Origin of the sequence: Nitrosarchaeum sp. AC2, from assembly GCF_013407385.1 — an archaeon.
In the GTDB taxonomy this organism is placed as follows: Archaea; Thermoproteota; Nitrososphaeria; order Nitrososphaerales; family Nitrosopumilaceae; genus Nitrosarchaeum; species Nitrosarchaeum koreense.
The window spans coordinates 1,101,414-1,115,942 of record NZ_CP030847.1 but is presented as its reverse complement, the minus strand read 5'-3'; the positions used below and the strand labels follow the sequence as shown (position 1 = coordinate 1,115,942).

Here is a 14,529-nt window from a genome sequence, read left to right as displayed (position 1 = left end):
AAACGATAAAATGAAAAATACCGTTCTACTACCAATTGTTGTCGGCATTGGAATCATCCTTGTTTTTCTGGGTATTACTTCTAGTCAACCAACTGTTGAACCAATCTTGCGTGAACCTGTGGAGTATCCAAAATTGAATTTCTCTTATGTGGATTCTAATTCTATTTTAAAATCATCACTTGCATCAGATGGAATTTTGATGTCCAGTCCCTTGACATTCACAGGTAGTTCTATTGCCAAATATTGTACTTTTTATCAGGATGAGATAAAACAAAATTCAATCAATTACTGTACCTCAACTGAGCTTAAAGATCCTGAGGGTAACTTTCTTGGAAACATTCACATGGTTGGAACTTTAGATTATCCTGATGCTGTACTTGGAGTAATTCAAACAGACCCATATCTTTCTAATCTTGATTCACTAAAGACAACTTATCAAATTATGATCAATTCTCTTGTATGTGATTGTTGGCAAGATAAAAAACCTGGAAATTTTGAATCTATATCTCAATGGATTGATGCTGCAAAATCTCATCACTTGGAGGCAAAGCGAACTACTAGTTCCTCTGAGGTTAGTGGATTGGCCGATAAACAACTCTTCTTAGAAATTACTACAAATTCTGATGGATATCTTTGGAAGCTTATCCTATCAAACTAAATTTAAGTAATGTTTACAATTTGCATGGTTGAATATCTTGATTGATCAATTATGGTTCATTCCATTGGGATTTGTAGCTGGAATCCTTGGTTCGATGATAGGTCTTGGCGGTGGAATAATAGTAGTTCCTGTATTGACTTTTTTTGGGTTTCCTCCCACTTTAGCTGCAAGCAATAGTTTGTTTGCGGCATTTAGTAATTCCATAGCTTCTACATTTTCATATTCTAGACAAAAACGAATTGAATATTCTCTTGGATTAAAACTAGGACTTCTGAGTATTCCTGGTACAATACTTGGTGCCTATATCTCAAGTGATGTAGCTCCTTCGATCTTTAAGGTTCTATTTGGATTAGTGTTAGTATCTTCTGCTGTCTATATATTTTTGAGAAAAAAGATAGAGACTAGAGAAAAGACTCTAACAAAACAAATGATCGTATTTGCAATAAGTGCAAGTTTTTTTGCAGGGATAATATCGTCCTTTTTTGGAATCGGCGGAGGTATCATCTTTGTTCCATTAATGGTAGTTGGAATGGGAATGACTATGAAAAAAGCAGCTCCAACATCGCAATTTATTTTGCTTTTTGCATCTCTATCTGGAGTTATTGTTCACAGTATTTTGGGTCACCCTGACTTTATGCACGCAGGATTATTGGCTGCCGGCGCATTTGTTGGTGGATTAGTTGGTGCAAGACTCTCATTAGATATCGAAGAAAGATATTTGCAAATTCTAGTTTCATCAATTATTATTTTGGCTGCGATCAAATTATTTTTTGATTCTGCATCTGAAAATTTATTTTTATTTGTTAAATTATTGCATATTTGATCAAAATATGTTCTGAGTATTATGCAGCACAGACTTTTAGTCGGGATATTATTTTAAAAATTTCTTTAAAATCTATATTATTTTTATTTTTAACGTGAATTTAATATATTTTTTACATTTTCATAAAAATATGTTGTAAGAGTTTACTAAAAAGTGTCTTTTTTAACTAATGTTTGTTATTACTGTGTTTTGTATTTGCCCTTTCATTGAGTCAGGGACATCTCGCGGTGTTAGCTGGAAGCCAAAAAGCTCACATAAACTAGTTAACGCATTTCATTTGCCTCCATTTTTGAGGGGGCATCAAAATTTTTAAAAAATTTATTTCATGAAGTTGGCTTCTTTATGTCCTTCGCATTCTTGGAGTAGTTCTCCATAATCATTGACTGTGCAGTTACAATCTAAAGTCATGCTGTATATTTTTAATATTTACTTTAAACCATTACTATACAATTGTATGATGTTGTTATTTGATACAAGGATGTTTAATCCCTTATGATGTTCTACCTCTAATTGATACTTGTATGGAATTCCATAAAATATCAAACAAATTTTAAGATTAATAATTTTAGGTTTATTTTTCTTTAATCTATAATTATATCAAATGAGAGAAGATTTTGCTGAATATACTAAGTGTAATGTGTGTGATACTTCATTACTGATGTGTCTTTGTAATTGCCCTAAATGTGGAAAAAGAGAAGACTGCACGTGTGAATTAAAATCAATTAGATATCGTGATCTAAGTTACTGATTTTTTTATTCTATACCAGTTTTTCTTTGAAAGTACAATTATCTCTCCGTCTTGTTTTGTTCCTTCATAGTTAATTGCAATCTTTCCAAATTCATCATCGATGTCTTCTTTTGCAGATATTGTAAATTTTATCTTCAATACATCGTCAGTGTATAGAGGTTTTAGAAATCTACTACTTCTATTCTCCCATTCAGAATCACCATCTGTTCCAACAAAAACTATGTGATTGCCATAAATTTGACTCAGTCTGGTAAACTCTCCTTCCATTCTAGATAAAATTGCTCTTCCAGAAACAATTTTCTGTTTTTCATTTTGCATGTCTTCTAAAAATGCATTTTTTACTCTTGAGAATTTGAAATATTCTGTTAATTCTTTTTCAGAAATACTACATGTGGAAAAAAACTCATCGCCAACTTTAAGTTCAGAAAATTTTTTCATTCTAATCTTGATTCATCAACACAAAATGTGACTTCAGATGAATCAAGCGCACTATCCGTTACTAGGAAATTCAACGCTTGAACTATTTTCTCATTTTTTGGTTCTATTCCAGTTACAGAACCTGGGAAAATAGTAAATAATCTAATTTTTGAATTTAAAACATCGCTAAGTTCTTGATTTACTGTAGTAGTAAATGGTCTTAGTGCCCCACGAAATACCTCTACCTGTGCTCTTTGCATTCCTGTGACTTTTGGACCCACAGGTAAATCTGGACCAATTATCATCAGTGCACCTTTTGCATCTTTGAATAGTCTTGGGTCATTGCCTCCTCCTGGAACAAATTGTTCTAGTGCACCTTGTCCTACTGTTGCAGGAGTGGTGATGAATTTTTCAACTAGTTCTTCCCATTTTGCTCTTGATAGTTCAACTAATTTTGAAATGTTTGGTAGTTTACCTGTGATATGTATCACTGCTAAAATACTTCCAAGGTTGGTATTTGCAGTGTTTAGCCATTTTTTAACTTCATCTGGATTCTTGATATTTACTATGTGTGAATGAAACTTTGAGCTGATGTACTCTTGTAATTCTTTAGGAGTTGATTCAGAGATAAAACACGCAACTTTGCCGCCATTTTTTATGACGTGTTGAGCAAGATACTCTACTCTTTGGGCGTCTGATTTTTCAGTTGCATCAACTGTAAAAACAACTGATCTTCCTGTAAAGTCAGGTTGGTGAACTCCTGGTGTTGTTGTACCGATGAATGGTTTTACTGGATAAAATACTCTATCCCCCGGAATTACTTTGCCGTTTAATATTTTTGCAATATTATCATCACACAGATTCAAAACTGATTCAGCAACTTGAACTTGTGATAGGAATTGCTGATCTGCAATCATATGTGATGTGTTTTTCTGAACTTTTTCAGCTATCGTTTGAATTTTGTTTAATAGATTTGTAATTGTAACAGTTAATTTTGAAACATCTTTGTTCATCTCTTTTGCTAATTTTTGTGCAGCTTTTGCAATTCCTTCTTTTACCACATTTTCATCTTCTCCTAATAATGGAAATAGTTCTTTATTTGTTGTATCAACTTGAACAGGTGTCAAGTCTTCAAATCCCGTGACACGTAAAAATTCTGCTGCTGCTTTTGGATATACTGTCTTGTATATCCTATCTGAGTGAACTGGACCTGGATTTGTTCCAATTGATATGATTTTTTTATCAGTTAATTCCCAAGACATTGCCTCAACTAGTCTGTTCTTTGCACCTTGTGCTGCAGTGTATGGACTTCTAAATCTGTATGGTCTTTGTTCATGTGGTCTTTCTTCAGTGAAAAATGTAGATATTGTTACAATCTTGCCATTTTCTTTCATTACTTTGAGAGCTTGTACTGAACCCCAAAATGTACCTGTCAAATGAATCTCTACGGCACTCTTGAATTCATCAAGCGGTGCATGAGAAAAACATGTTACTGGGCCTGAAACACCCGCATTATTAATTACATAATCCACGGTAACGTTTTCTTTTTTTAATGTATCAAACATTTCATTCATTCCAAATTCATCACTTACATCCACTCCTGAGAAAATTCTTACTGATGCTCCACTGTTTACTTTGGAAATAATTTCTTTAAGCATAATTGATGTTTCTTCTAAGGGTTCTTTTCGTCTACCAAGAATTATCACACTGGCACCATTTTCAATAAATTTTTTAGCAATGGCTTGACCTATTCCTGTTCCACTGCCAGTTACTAGTGCAACTTTGCCTTGAAATTTCAGCATAGACATACTTACGAAACTTTTGTATTATTTAATTCGATTGATCTCTTAGAATAATTTCTTGATATCTTTATTTGTGGGTATGGTTTTTTGTATTTTATGCATGATTCTGAGTCAGATACATTTGTTTTAAAATCTTGGCCTGAGAAATTCTCTGATATGTTAAAGGCGATCGGAGTAGATTCTAAATCTAAAGAAATTGGAAGTGATGATGTTGAAAAAGGCGAGTATTATAGTAGATATTTTTCTCAAACACCTAGAATGGTATCAAACAAGGGTTGTCTTGATGTTACTAATTCTAATATTGACGTAATTCAAATTATTCAAAAGGGATAGCGATGCAAGATACAAATCCAATGCCATGGGGTGCACTAGATAGATATCAAGCACACTTTATTGTTAGAAAGCAATCCGGACAAAATGACCAAGATTATGTTACTAAAACTAAACTAATCACAAAGGGACATTTTTCATCAAAGACCATTCTTAAAGTAGAATGGAATGGCAGTGGTAGTCTTGCAAGAAGACTAAATGAAGATGCCGAGCTTAATGAGATGATTGCAAAACAATCAATTGATGATGCAACAATATTTGTCGAACCAACTGATGGTGCTATTCGAATTCGACCTAAATGGAAGAATCATCTTTCATTTGGAATTACAAAAGAACTTTTTGAGATTTACGATAGAATAGCTGGACACATAAAAAAACTCTAAGCCTTCCACCAATCAAGAGCTAGAAAATCTACTTTATCTTTTCCTCTTGGAATTGCCAAAATGAATTGCTTTCTTACTGTAGTTGCTAATCTTCCTGCCAAAACAATTCCAGTAGATGTAATTGGGTCACTTCTATTGTATACTTGAATTAAAAATGGTGCATGATCAATGCCTGGGCCTTTCTCATAAACTGCAAAATCGCATCCAAACTTTATTCCTGGATTAATTACATATCCTTTATCCCGAAAGTTTTTGTATACTAAATATTTTTTGTCAAAATCATGATACTCCTTTTTACACATCTCTATCATGTAATCTATTGTGATCTTTTGATTTGATTTGTAAATTGTAATTTTTTTATTTTCTAGTAGGTAAAGCCCTTCAATTAGGTCTAAAATTAATGGAACGTTAATCTCTTCTGGTTTTGGTTTTGGTATTCCAATTGGTTTGCCATAATATCCATGACTAAATAATTTACGAGAATCTTCAATGTTCCATACGATGATTCTATTTTCGACAAGCTCTGTCTTCATTTAGTTTTTTTTAATTTACTTACGTATATGAATTCTCTATTTTACGCATGTATGTTGTAATGGTTTTTTTAAAAATCGGGTAATTTGTCATTGGTTTTGTGAATCAATATAAAAATTAAGTAAAAAGTTGGGTGTGGTGGATGTGTTATAGACTCAGTGCTAATAATATGAAAGAATCAGAGACACGCTGACATTTGTCTGACATTTCTTCAATTCCTTCGATTACATCTTTTATCAGTAATAGCTCTTTGGTGTTAGTAACTTCTGATAAAAGCTTGATTGTAGCATGTCTATATTTGATGTCTATCTCACGTTCTATTTTTTGTGTTTCTTGTGCAAGTTCAATGGCATTAGCAGTATTGGTATTTAGACTACGTATGATTTCATTTAGTTTGTAAACCTCGTCTACCACCAGCTCAATCAACTTTGTAATATCTTCGTCTAACTTTGCACTCTTTAATGTAGTAATCTTGATGTTTGAAAGTTTGAATGCGATTCCAGTAATGTAACCTGCAATCTCATCCATTGTATATGCTGTGTTTAGGAGATTTTCTCTATTCATGATTAAACCACCAACGTCAGCAACTTCTCTAGTTATTTTTCTTCTAAGATTTTCTACTTCTTCTTCGATAGTTGATATTTGCTCCAATGAATTTTTAATACCTGTTTTGTCTTTTTTCATCATCAAATCTGGTAGTGTTGCAAGTTCTCTGGCAGCATTTAAGATTCGGTTGATTTCGTCTTGTAAAACTGCTATAGCCTTTCTTTTTGCTTGAACTTCAAGCTCTCCGCTATACATTTCTGAATTCCAAAATATCATGAGGTAATTTAAATCCTCTATGATTTTTTGGAATTATTGAGCACAAATCACATCAAATTTTTATCATGAGCTACTTTTTTCTGTCCTTTGAATAAGGTCAATACCTCTTCATTAGTCGATGCGTCTTCGGCATCTTTCTCTAATCTTATTTTTCCCGTAAATTTTGGAAATCTTAACGCCAATCCTGTATCTTTTCTGATTTCATTTCTTGCTGCTTTATGGATTGGGCTTAAAGTAATTTCTGATGCTACAACTTCAATAACTAACTCTGGTTCAAACCAGACATCAGCTTCCATATCGCTATCTATTCTTGGGTTTTTCTTTATTGTTACTTTATTTGATAATATTTGGTAAAGTTGATCCAAATCTTCATCTGTGAATCCTGTACCTACTTTGCATATGCTTGTAAAAACATCCGTATCATAATCATATGAAGCTAAAAGTAACGTTCCATACTTTCCTGTTCTTCTACCTTTTCCAAAAAATGCTCCTATTACTACTAGATCAAGACTATCTCCGAGCTCATTTCTGTATTCTCTTTTTAGTTTTAGCCAGTAACTTCCTCTGGACCCAGCTTGGTATGGTTTATCTAACATCTTTAACATCACTCCCTCACATCCTGAATTGATACTGTTTTCCAAAAATTCTTCTATGTCTTCTTGACTTTTTACCATGCTCATTGGTATGTGTTTTGCATAATCGTCTTCTTTTACAATTTTTTCTAACAAATTTCTTCTTTCTTCGTATGGTAATTCTAGACAACTTTTTCCATCGTAATACAACACATCAAAAAAGTTTACAGTAATTGGATACTGTGATACTGCTTTTTCTACTTGATATTTTCTTCTTCTATGCATAAGTTCTTGGAAAGGTAAAAATTCTCCAGTGTTTTCATTTATTGCTACTGCTTCTGCCTCTAAAATTACTTTTTGTGCTTGAATTGTTTTAGGAATTTTTTCTACAATGTCTGGATAATAACTTGTGATATTTTCTAAACTTCTTGAAAATAATATTACTTTCTCTCCTTCGATATGTAACTGAACTCTTTCTCCATCAAGTTTGTATTCTGCGGCAAAAATATTACCTAGTTTTTCAATTGCCTCTTCTTCGCTTTTCACTCTATCTGCAAGCATTGGTCGTATGGGATTAAACAAATTAATTTCAAATTCTTCTATTCCTTTGAGTCCTTTACTTGCAATTGTTTCTGCAACTTTACCCAAATCACTTGATACATTATATGCATGCTCCAATGCTTTTCTGTTTTCTTTATTTCCTGTAAATGCAATTGCAAGAGCATCCATTACTGTATTTTCTGCTACACCTAGTCTTAATGTTCCAAGTAAAATCTTTAAGATGAATTTAGCTTCATTTGGATTTGCATCATTTAGCAGCCCCGAGATGTATTTCATCTTCCTATCTTGAGTCTTTGAGCCTTCTAACTTTGCAATTGTAAATAAGTTCTCATAAACTCGCTCAACTGTAATGTCTTGCATCATGAATGTTGTCTGTTCTTTTTGCTCCAAAATTTTGGATGCAGCATGTCCTAAATCCCCACTCTTTCTATATTCTTCCTCTATTTTTTTCTCGGCACTATCAGAGCCTGCCGATTTTGCAATTGCTCTTATTGCTAATCTTTCTGCTACTCCTAATTCCACTCCTTCAAAATCTGGCCTAAGTTTTCCTTGTAAAAGATAAACGATTCTTGAAATTATGTCTTGTGGAGTTTTTTCAAATAACTCTACTAAATGTTGAGTTAGCTCTAATCTTTTTGTAGTTGACTCCATTTTACTAAATGCATCAGCTAGAATGGCAAACTCCACTCTAGTTTTATTATATCATCCTGAATAAAAGTCTGAATCTTGTATGGTTTTTAGATATATCTGAAAATTGTTGGTTTGTCTGTTTTTGAAAGCTTTGATACCATTGCAAAATTGTATAACGGGTATTCTTTTTTGTACTGTTTCATAAAACTCCATGCTACATCATGCGTTTTGAATTCTGTACGGATATCTTGTATCTTGCTTATCTGCCCATACACATCAAACACCACTACTGAATAGTTTTTTGGACGATTATGTGGTCTTGCTTTTAAAAACCACGTAAGCGCAAACAAAAAGACAGTTGCTAAAATTATTGTCTCTCCAGCATATTTGAAAAATGTCATAAATGTTGCAGGTATAGTTTGTCCAAATAATACTGCCATGAAGTTTGAAAACGAGATAACTGCAATTGCCGTGAAAATATATGTCTTCCAATCAAACACTTTCAAGATTTGCATGGGTGATTTTGGTACGCTCTGATTTGTATTAACCCTTTCTGATTATTTAATCTGGGTCTTCGTAATTTTCTTTCTTTTCGGACTTTGATATTATGTCATCAATTGGAACCATCTTGGTTTCTAGTATGTCCATTCTTGCTCTATATCCTTCAGCATATTCTAATTCTGATGGAACAAGTGTTGCTGGATGAATGAATCCTTGGCTTCTCATTGCAAGTGCTTTTTTTGTTGCGATCTCTCTGACATAATCCCAGTCAGGAGTTGAAAATCCATCAAATGGACCAGTAAACTTTCCATCATGCATGCTAAAGACTAGTGCCTCTACAATTGGAATGCAAAAATTGATCGATGCTGCAGAATTTAGTTTTACTGGCATCAATGGCATGTTGTGACTTCCTCTTGTATTACCTGCAACATAATGTGGATTGTTAAATACACTTCCTACTTCTTCAGTTGCTGGAAAATTCTTTTGTGTTCTAATTAGTAATATTGGATCATCTTTTCCTACATAAGTTCCTGCAATGTTATGTAGTCTGTCAGTTGATGCTGCAAGTATCGGCTCTCCTTGCTTTGTAGTTACTGTTGAAACAACATATCTTCCTGGATACATCAACGCTGCTTCGATAGTTGGTTTGTCTTCCCACAAAGATAATTTTGCAATCTTGCCTTCTTCAACATCCATTACATTAATTATCACTCCACTTGCAAGTGACTTGTTTACGATCAATCCTGTGTTGCTTAAACTATCTACAAACATTCTATAAATTGGATAATTAAATGCGCCTGGCTCTGTTTTATCTGCAGCAAAAACTGTAAATGCTTCATTTGGTCTTTCTTCAAATTCCATTTCTGCAACCCCTGGACCCATTCCTTTTACATTTCCTGAAAATGAATCCTTTAGAAGATCTTGTCCTGCTCCATAAAGTCCCTCTTGCTTTGCAACTTGAGTACCTGCCATAAATGCATCCCATGCAAGTTTGTGAATTTTATCATTGTCCATTCCATGTTTATGTGACATGACAATGTGGACATCGTCTCCACAATATCCAATATAATGGTCGATTAGTAAATCTCCAGAATTTTTGACAGTTTTTCTAACTGCTTCTATTAATGCATCACTTGGTCTAGTGTGTCCGCCGATTCCTCCTACATCAGCTTTGATAACTGAAACTGTAATTTTCATAACTTCTCTGTTTTCCCCTTTGATTTATGTGTAATTTTTTATTTTTTTTTGATCTGAAAAATCTGGAAAAATTTCTATATTTTTTTCAAAAATTCATAACAGTAATAAATCCCCTCCAACACGGATGTCATATGGCAGTTAAACCACACTTGAACCTGATTGTTACAGGTCATATTGATAATGGAAAATCAACAACTATGGGTCATTTCTTAATGGATCTCGGTGTTGTAGATGATAGAACTATTGCAGCACACGCAGCCGAATCCGAGAAGACCGGAAAAGGTGATACTTTCAAGTACGCTTGGGTTATGGATAATATTAAAGATGAAAGAGAAAGAGGAATTACAATTGATCTTGCTTTCCAAAAATTTGAGACACCAAAATACTTCTTTACATTAATTGATGCACCTGGTCACAGGGACTTTATCAAAAACATGATTACTGGTGCTTCTGAAGCAGATGCTGCTATTCTAGTGCTTTCTGCAAAAGAAGGTGAAACTGACACTGCAATTGCTGCAGGTGGTCAAGCAAGAGAACATGCATTTTTGCTTAAAACACTCGGTGTAGGCCAAATCATTGTTGCAATTAACAAAATGGATGCAGTCGAATACAAAGAGGCAGCATACAAAGCAGCAAAAGAAAAAGGCGAAAAACTAGTTAGATCTGTCGGTTATAAATTAGAAAATGTCCCATTTATTCCAGTTTCTGGATGGAAGGGCGACAACTTGGTTAAAAAATCTGAAAACATGCCATGGTATACTGGAAAGACACTCATTCAAGCATTTGATGACTTTACCGTAGCTGAAAAACCAATTGGTAAACCACTGCGTGTTCCAATTCAAGACGTTTATACAATTACTGGTGTAGGTACTGTACCTGTAGGTAGAGTTGAAACTGGTATTATGAAAGCAGGACAAAAAATTATTGTAATGCCTTCTGGTGCACTAGGTGAAATCAAATCAATTGAAACTCACCATACTGAAATGCCAACTGCAGAAGCAGGTGACAACATTGGATTCAACCTCAGAGGTATTGAAAAGAAAGATATCAAAAGAGGAGATGTGCTTGGAACTCCTGATGCACCACCAAAGGTTGCAAAAGAATTCAAAGCACAAATTATTGTTATTCATCACCCAACTGCAATTGCACCTGGTTATACTCCAGTAATGCACTGTCACACTTCACAAGTAGCAGCAACTGTAACTGAATTCTTACAAAGAATTAATCCAGCTACAGGAGCAGTTGAAGAAGAAAATCCAAAGTTCCTTAAAGTTGGTGATGCAGCAATTGTAAAAATTAGACCTGTAAGACCAACTTGCATAGAAACTTTCCAAGAATTCCCTGAAATGGGTAGATTTGCACTACGAGATATGGGTGCAACTATTGCAGCAGGAATTGTTAAGGAAATTACTGAAGAGTACAAACCATAGGTTGAGTTGCTATGACTCAAACTGCTCGTGTCAAATTAACAAGCATAAGTCTTCCTAAACTTGACGGTGTTTGTAATGAGATCATGGGCATTGGTAAAAAGACCGGTGTTAAAGTTAAAGGTCCAACTCCACTTCCTGTTAAAAAACTACATGTTGCAACAAGAAAATCCCCATGTGGCAGCGGAACTGAGACATATGAAAAATGGGAGATGAAAATGCATCGAAGAATAATTAACATTAATGCTGATGATAAAGCAATACGACAATTAATGAGACTAAAAATTCCTGATGATGTTTACATTGAATTATCTCTAACTTAATCTGGTATCCTTAAATTATAGAAATTTTGATGATAAATATGGCCGAAGAAAATTTTGAAACCGTTGAAGAAACTCCTGTTGAGACATTTGATGTAATCTATTCTTGTCTAAGATGTGGAACTAATGTCTCAAACACAGAGCTATCTAGATTACCTGAAATAAAATGCATCTGTGGATTTAGAGTATTTACTAAGGTAAGACCACCTGTAGTAAAAACAGTAAAGGCAATTTAATTATCTGTCTTTTTTGTAACTGTGTTCTCTTTGTAAATGAGTTCTCATATCTTCCATATTTGAAAAATATTTTTTACATTCTTTACAATCATATTGCAGATCTTTTCCATGTACAATCTGCTTGTGATTCATCAATTCTTCTTGGTGAGAAAATTTTCTATTACAAACATCACATGCAATTTTCTTAAAAAATCCCATTTTATCCCAGTTCTGCTTTTTTATCATCCCAACATTTTCTACAAAGTTGGCCTTCAATCTTCCATTTACTTTTTGGATTATGTCTGATAAATCCCATAGTTGTTCCACATATTGCACAAAATTTCTTTTTTACATCAAATGATTTTTCTTTATTGTCAAAACATTCTTTGCACAACAATCCTTCCATATCCCACTGCCATCTTGGTTCCCATAATTCTGAGATTATCTTTGTGGTTCCACACAAAACACACGCTTGTCTAACTTTTCCTTCGTAGAATTCCTTTGATTTCTCAAAATGACAGTCTCCACAAAGTCTTCCTTTGATGTTCCATTCTCTTTTTGGTTTATGTTTGTGTGTAAGCTCCTTATTACAAATACTACAATATGTTGGCTTTCTGCTTAGTAATCCCACGTCAAACGTTATAATTGAAATAATTTAAGTTAATACAAAATTTGTCTACCGAATTAAAGCCTAAAACCATGTCGTTTTGGATTAAATAAAAACAAAAATAACGAAAATGATTAACTGCTTAAGATCTTTTCAAGAGCTTGACTTGTATTTAGCATACCGTTTCTCTTGGCAAATTCTTCGATCATTTTGTATTGTTTTGCTGTAAAACAAACTGGCATTGAACGTTTTTCCATGACTGATTTGTATTTTATTATTTAATATCTTTTGCGTTAGGAAAGTATTAGATGGTGAATAATTGAATCATTTTATTGACAAAGAAAACCCAAATTTTGGTAATTGGCCATAATGATAATGGCTGTACCCCCGCACATGAAAAAATTGCCTATGAGATTGGTTGCGAAGTGGCAAAATCTAATTGTGTTTTAATGACTGGTGGATTGGGCGGTGTGATGAAAGCAGCAGCTAAGGGTTCTCATGACTCCAATGGTCTAACTGTTGGAATAATTCCTCAAGATGATCCATCTCACGCAAATGAATTTTGTGACATTGTGATTCCAAGTGGTATGGGGCTTACCAGAGATTTTCTAACTGCGTTATCTGCTGATGGAATAATAATAGTTGGTGGAGGCTCTGGAACATTATCTGAGATTTGTGCTGCATATATGCACAAAAAACCATTGGTTGCAATCAGAAATACCGGCGGGGCTGCAGACAAATTCATTGATGGATATGTTGATCATAGAAAAAATGTCAAAATTATTGGTGTTGACACTGCAAAAGATGCTGTAAAGAAAATTCTTGAATTACTGCATGGAAATTAGCAACGGATCTGGTTCGTAAAATTTACCGTGTTTTGTTGCTAACTGTTTTAATTCATTTACAATGTTTTTAATTCCTATTTCTTTTGCTGTCTCAAAGAGTGGTTTTTTTAATCCTAACCCGAGAAATGCAGCTTTTTCAATTTCTTCAATGTCACTTGCTTTGTTAGAAACAAGCCAAGCTGCATTGTTTAAAATATTTGCAACAATTTGAATTGGATTGCATTTTTGTGCCATCTCTTCAGATAATGCAACACGTTCATATTTATCGTCAGAGTATTTGTAAAATCCTTCCCCTGATTTTTGGCCAAGTTTTTTTGCATCAAACATTTTTTCAATTGTCGGATGTGGCAAAATCACTTTTTTATCTCTAAGATACATCTCTGTAGTTGCTTTGTGTATTACATCCATTCCAGTAAAGTCAGCTAGCTCAAAAATCCCCATTGGAAAACCAAGCTTGAATTTTACTGCCGAATCAATTTCAGTCATCGTTGCTCCAGTTCTATCCATCATGTAACATGCTTCATGAACCATTGGAATGAATAATCTGTTGATAATAAAACCTGGAACATCTCGTCTACAAATTACTGACTCTTTTTTTACAGATTTTACATACTCTAAAGTTAAATCAATTATATCATGTGATGTTTTTTCACCTGGAATCACTTCTACTAATTTCATCAATTGAGGTGGATTGAAAAAATGAATTCCAATGAATTTATCTGGACGTGATGTTGTGTTTGCGATTTCCGTAATTGGTAGAGTGCTTGTGTTTGATGCAAATATTACATCTTTACCTGCAACTGAATCTAGTTCTGCATAAACTTTTTTCTTTAAATCCATAATTTCTGGCACTACCTCAATAACTAACTGTGCATTTTTTACAGCATCTGCAAGATTTACAATAGGTGTTATTCTTGAATAAATGGAGTCTGCTTCTTGTTGTGTTATTTTTCCTTTAGTTGCTAATTTGTCTAAACTCCATCTGATCTTCTCCATTGCTTTATCTAAAAATCCCTGTTCGATATCTCTTAGAACTACATTGTATCCTGCAGTTGCTGAAACCTGTGCAATACCATGACCCATAATTCCAGAACCTAATACTGTGATGTTATTGAGATTCATCAGACTTTTTTAAAATCA

19 protein-coding genes are annotated in these 14,529 nt (G+C 33.8%); 8 read left to right on the top strand and 11 right to left on the bottom strand.

What is annotated here, in order from left to right:
* Positions 1–10: 10 nt before the first annotated feature.
* Together DSQ20_RS06695 and DSQ20_RS06690 are read left to right on the top strand one after the other, a co-directional pair.
* The gene (locus tag DSQ20_RS06695) at positions 11–658 is read left to right on the top strand and encodes a hypothetical protein (RefSeq protein WP_179365048.1); all 648 of its coding nucleotides are present in this window, start codon (positions 11–13) and stop codon (positions 656–658) included.
* Positions 659–695: 37 nt separating this feature from the next.
* Entirely contained in the window at positions 696–1,481 is a 786-nt protein-coding gene (locus DSQ20_RS06690; protein WP_179365047.1) for a sulfite exporter TauE/SafE family protein, read from the top strand.
* Positions 1,482–2,217: 736 nt separating this feature from the next.
* Here the strand turns inward: DSQ20_RS06690 and DSQ20_RS06685 are convergent.
* Positions 2,218–2,667, bottom strand: coding sequence for a hypothetical protein (locus DSQ20_RS06685; protein ID WP_179365046.1), 450 nt, complete (start codon positions 2,665–2,667; stop codon positions 2,218–2,220).
* On the bottom strand, positions 2,664–4,448 hold the full coding sequence (locus DSQ20_RS06680) for an SDR family NAD(P)-dependent oxidoreductase (RefSeq protein ID WP_179366347.1): 1,785 nt from the start codon (positions 4,446–4,448) through the stop codon (positions 2,664–2,666). Before DSQ20_RS06680 ends, DSQ20_RS06685 begins: the two co-directional genes overlap by 4 nt.
* A 96-nt stretch (positions 4,449–4,544) precedes the next feature.
* Here DSQ20_RS06680 and DSQ20_RS06675 point away from each other — a divergent pair, with 96 nt between their 5' ends.
* Both DSQ20_RS06675 and DSQ20_RS06670 read left to right on the top strand, forming a co-directional pair.
* A complete protein-coding gene (locus DSQ20_RS06675) occupies positions 4,545–4,781 on the top strand; it encodes a hypothetical protein (RefSeq protein WP_179365045.1) in 237 nt (78 codons plus the stop codon).
* A 2-nt stretch (positions 4,782–4,783) separates the two neighbouring features.
* Positions 4,784–5,161, top strand: coding sequence for a hypothetical protein (locus tag DSQ20_RS06670; protein WP_179365044.1), 378 nt, complete (start codon positions 4,784–4,786; stop codon positions 5,159–5,161).
* Here the strand turns inward: DSQ20_RS06670 and endA are convergent.
* The 5 genes from endA to fbp all read right to left on the bottom strand — a co-directional run bounded on the left by endA (position 5,158) and on the right by fbp (position 9,975).
* Positions 5,158–5,694, bottom strand: a complete 537-nt coding sequence (endA, locus tag DSQ20_RS06665) for a tRNA-intron lyase (RefSeq protein WP_179365043.1) — start codon at positions 5,692–5,694, stop codon at positions 5,158–5,160. The genes DSQ20_RS06670 and endA overlap by 4 nt on opposite strands.
* Positions 5,695–5,839: 145 nt before the next feature.
* The gene (locus tag DSQ20_RS06660; protein WP_007550841.1) at positions 5,840–6,493 is read right to left on the bottom strand and encodes a DUF47 domain-containing protein; all 654 of its coding nucleotides are present in this window, start codon (positions 6,491–6,493) and stop codon (positions 5,840–5,842) included.
* Between the two features lie 68 nt (positions 6,494–6,561).
* Positions 6,562–8,334: an ATP-dependent DNA ligase gene (locus tag DSQ20_RS06655; protein WP_179365042.1), complete on the bottom strand. Its 1,773-nt coding sequence runs from the start codon at positions 8,332–8,334 to the stop codon at positions 6,562–6,564.
* 50 nt (positions 8,335–8,384) lie between these two features.
* Positions 8,385–8,792, bottom strand: coding sequence for a hypothetical protein (locus DSQ20_RS06650; protein ID WP_048109838.1), 408 nt, complete (start codon positions 8,790–8,792; stop codon positions 8,385–8,387).
* Between the two features lie 46 nt (positions 8,793–8,838).
* Positions 8,839–9,975 carry a fructose-1,6-bisphosphate aldolase/phosphatase gene (gene fbp / locus DSQ20_RS06645; protein WP_179365041.1) on the bottom strand — a complete coding sequence of 379 codons (1,137 nt, stop codon included), beginning with the start codon at positions 9,973–9,975 and terminating at the stop codon, positions 8,839–8,841.
* 131 nt (positions 9,976–10,106) lie between these two features.
* Between fbp and tuf the strand changes: the two genes are divergently transcribed.
* From tuf to DSQ20_RS06630, 3 genes are read left to right on the top strand one after another with little or no spacing between them, the layout of a single operon-like run.
* Positions 10,107–11,405 carry a translation elongation factor EF-1 subunit alpha gene (gene tuf / locus DSQ20_RS06640; protein ID WP_007550835.1) on the top strand — a complete coding sequence of 433 codons (1,299 nt, stop codon included), beginning with the start codon at positions 10,107–10,109 and terminating at the stop codon, positions 11,403–11,405.
* Positions 11,406–11,416: 11 nt separating this feature from the next.
* Positions 11,417–11,725 carry a 30S ribosomal protein S10 gene (gene rpsJ, locus DSQ20_RS06635; RefSeq protein WP_007550834.1) on the top strand — a complete coding sequence of 103 codons (309 nt, stop codon included), beginning with the start codon at positions 11,417–11,419 and terminating at the stop codon, positions 11,723–11,725.
* A gap of 29 nt (positions 11,726–11,754) precedes the next feature.
* On the top strand, positions 11,755–11,958 hold the full coding sequence (locus tag DSQ20_RS06630) for a hypothetical protein (protein WP_007550833.1): 204 nt from the start codon (positions 11,755–11,757) through the stop codon (positions 11,956–11,958).
* Here the strand turns inward: DSQ20_RS06630 and DSQ20_RS06625 are convergent, their stop codons facing one another.
* From DSQ20_RS06625 to DSQ20_RS10790, 3 genes are all read right to left on the bottom strand, one after another.
* The gene (locus DSQ20_RS06625) at positions 11,959–12,156 is read right to left on the bottom strand and encodes a C2H2-type zinc finger protein (protein ID WP_007550832.1); all 198 of its coding nucleotides are present in this window, start codon (positions 12,154–12,156) and stop codon (positions 11,959–11,961) included. It lies immediately after the preceding gene.
* A 1-nt stretch (position 12,157) separates the two neighbouring features.
* The gene (locus DSQ20_RS06620; RefSeq protein ID WP_007550831.1) at positions 12,158–12,568 is read right to left on the bottom strand and encodes a hypothetical protein; all 411 of its coding nucleotides are present in this window, start codon (positions 12,566–12,568) and stop codon (positions 12,158–12,160) included.
* A 110-nt stretch (positions 12,569–12,678) separates the two neighbouring features.
* Positions 12,679–12,801: a hypothetical protein gene (locus DSQ20_RS10790; protein ID WP_007550830.1), complete on the bottom strand. Its 123-nt coding sequence runs from the start codon at positions 12,799–12,801 to the stop codon at positions 12,679–12,681.
* Between the two features lie 75 nt (positions 12,802–12,876).
* On the opposite strand from DSQ20_RS10790, the gene DSQ20_RS06615 reads away from it, so the two are divergent.
* Positions 12,877–13,389, top strand: a complete 513-nt coding sequence (locus tag DSQ20_RS06615) for a TIGR00725 family protein (RefSeq protein WP_179365040.1) — start codon at positions 12,877–12,879, stop codon at positions 13,387–13,389.
* Here the strand turns inward: DSQ20_RS06615 and DSQ20_RS06610 are convergent.
* Positions 13,372–14,511, bottom strand: a complete 1,140-nt coding sequence (locus DSQ20_RS06610; protein ID WP_179365039.1) for a 3-hydroxyacyl-CoA dehydrogenase family protein — start codon at positions 14,509–14,511, stop codon at positions 13,372–13,374. The two genes, DSQ20_RS06615 and DSQ20_RS06610, sit on opposite strands and share 18 nt — an antisense overlap.
* Positions 14,512–14,529: the final 18 nt, after the last annotated feature.